General features: G+C 35.3%; 5 protein-coding genes. All 5 read left to right on the top strand.

Going from position 1 to position 1,878, the window contains the following annotated elements; translation table 11 throughout:
• A partial coding sequence (locus HG1285_RS19880; RefSeq protein WP_008288935.1) for a hypothetical protein occupies nucleotides 1–567 on the top strand: 567 nt, incomplete at its 5' end.
• Nucleotides 568–651: 84 nt separating this feature from the next.
• Entirely contained in the window at nucleotides 652–933 is a 282-nt protein-coding gene (locus tag HG1285_RS03200; protein WP_008288934.1) for a Holliday junction DNA helicase, read from the top strand.
• Nucleotides 915–1,208, top strand: coding sequence for a hypothetical protein (locus HG1285_RS03205; RefSeq protein ID WP_008288933.1), 294 nt, complete (start codon nucleotides 915–917; stop codon nucleotides 1,206–1,208). Before HG1285_RS03200 ends, HG1285_RS03205 begins: the two co-directional genes overlap by 19 nt.
• Entirely contained in the window at nucleotides 1,192–1,485 is a 294-nt protein-coding gene (locus tag HG1285_RS03210) for a hypothetical protein (RefSeq protein ID WP_008288932.1), read from the top strand. Before HG1285_RS03205 ends, HG1285_RS03210 begins: the two co-directional genes overlap by 17 nt.
• A gap of 2 nt (nucleotides 1,486–1,487) precedes the next feature.
• Nucleotides 1,488–1,829 (top strand): hypothetical protein, encoded by a 342-nt coding sequence (locus HG1285_RS18395; RefSeq protein ID WP_008288931.1) that lies wholly within the window; start codon nucleotides 1,488–1,490, stop codon nucleotides 1,827–1,829.
• Nucleotides 1,830–1,878: the final 49 nt, after the last annotated feature.

Here is a 1,878-nt window from a genome sequence, read left to right as displayed (position 1 = left end):
GTTGAGGTTTACAAAAATATAAAATATGAAGACAACACAGGGGAAGGAAACAGCTCTTTAACGAGAATTTATCAGGGTTATGAACCGGCATACATAGACATAACTTTCTCCCTTGCAGATGAAGAAGATATTTCAGCATTTGACAAGGTTAAACAAATTGAGAAAGCTTTTAAGAGACTAAAAAATGGAAGACCTGTCGTCTGGACAATCATAGATAAACACTGCAGAGCAAGAGGTATCCAGAAAGTTCAGTTTTATAATTTTAGGTCTATGGAAGTTGATACCGGAATTGAAGCTACAGTTCAACTAATTGAAACAAAACTTCCTGAAGAAAAGAAAGAGAAAAAAACTTCCGCAGATACAACTGCAAGCACAACAGGTTTTTCCAAAAAAAACACCAGCAAAACAAAAACATGTACAGCCCAGTCAACAGACGAATACTGCAGAAAGCTGCTGGTCAAGTATGAAAAGGAAAGAATGGAAGGCAAAACAATCCTTGCCTTTGAAGACTGGGCAAAGCAAAAGCCTCTGCCGCCTTCAGCAGATACAGATACAACAACAGTATAAATCCTTTATTTGTCCAACCTGTCCTAACACTACACACTGGTGTGTTTTATCTTTTAATCAAAATTAAACTTAATAGGTCAAATAATGAAAGCAAAAGCAAAAGGCTCAAGAGTAGAAAGAGAAGTTAAAAAAATTTTTGAAGAGGCTGGATTTGAAACTGTTCGTTCAGCAGGTTCTTTTGGGAAAGCAGATTTACAAGTCAAAGGAATAGGTTCTATTCAAGTAAAAGCACGAAAGCAGTTTTCGGTTTTAAATCTATTTGATGGAGCAGACAAATTAGTTATCAAAGCTAATAGACAAGAACCATACATAGTATTACCCCTGAAGAGATATCTGGAGGAAATCAAATGTCAGAATGGCAAGTAGCAATTAGTATTGGACAGCTGATTGGGACAGTTGGAGCATTAGTTTGGTTTACACGAAGTTTGAAAGCCGACCTTTCCAAATTACAGGATAATCACAACAAAAGACTGGAGGATCTCCAGGAAAAACATTACAAGCTGAGAGAAGAGATAGCAGACAAATATCTGAAAAGAGATGAATGGCTTGCATATCACAATAAAACAGAAGCAAAAATGGAAAGGGAATTTGAAGAAATTAAAAAACTTATTATGGAGATAAGAAATGGAAAAAGTGGATAAGCAGATAAACGCTTTAATCTTGAAATTTTTAGACAAAATGGGGAATGAAGGATTAACTATTGCATTTATTGAGGGGCTTCTTTATGACTGGCATTTATTTCCAGACAGACATCATTTGATGAACGTAAACATAAGATACCTTGTCAACAAGCACTATATAGAACCAAAAAGCAATCATCCAATACTTGATGATGCGATGAAATTCAGGATTACACCTAAAGGAAAAGCACTACTTAAAAAAGAATTTATAGATGCAAACATTGATCTGGAGATTTAATTATGCCGAGAAAACACAATTTTGATAAGCAGCCGCACTTAAAAAAGGAAGTTGCAAAAATGTATGCAGAAGGTAAAACAATAGCTGAAATAGAACAGGAGCTGAAAATAAAATTTCCTAATGCTCAGGCTTCAAGAACATCAATCCATAGATTTATACAGAGAGTAAAACCACTACTGGAACTAAAACAAGCTGGCTTGCTTTCAGATGAAGATTTTGACCTTATGACCCAGTCCCAAAATATTGCACTGCTTACAAATGGCTTGCTTATGGAGCTATTTGCAGAATGGCAGGAAAAAGGAGAAATAGAAGAAAAAAGATTGACAAGCTTTTATCTCTTATAAATGCTTCAGCAAATCTTTCCCGTTCAACTGCTTACGTTGAAAAACAAAA

The organism is Hydrogenivirga sp. 128-5-R1-1, from assembly GCF_000171895.1.
Note: the sequence above shows the minus strand (reverse complement) of the source record. Positions and strands in the feature narration are given on the sequence as shown.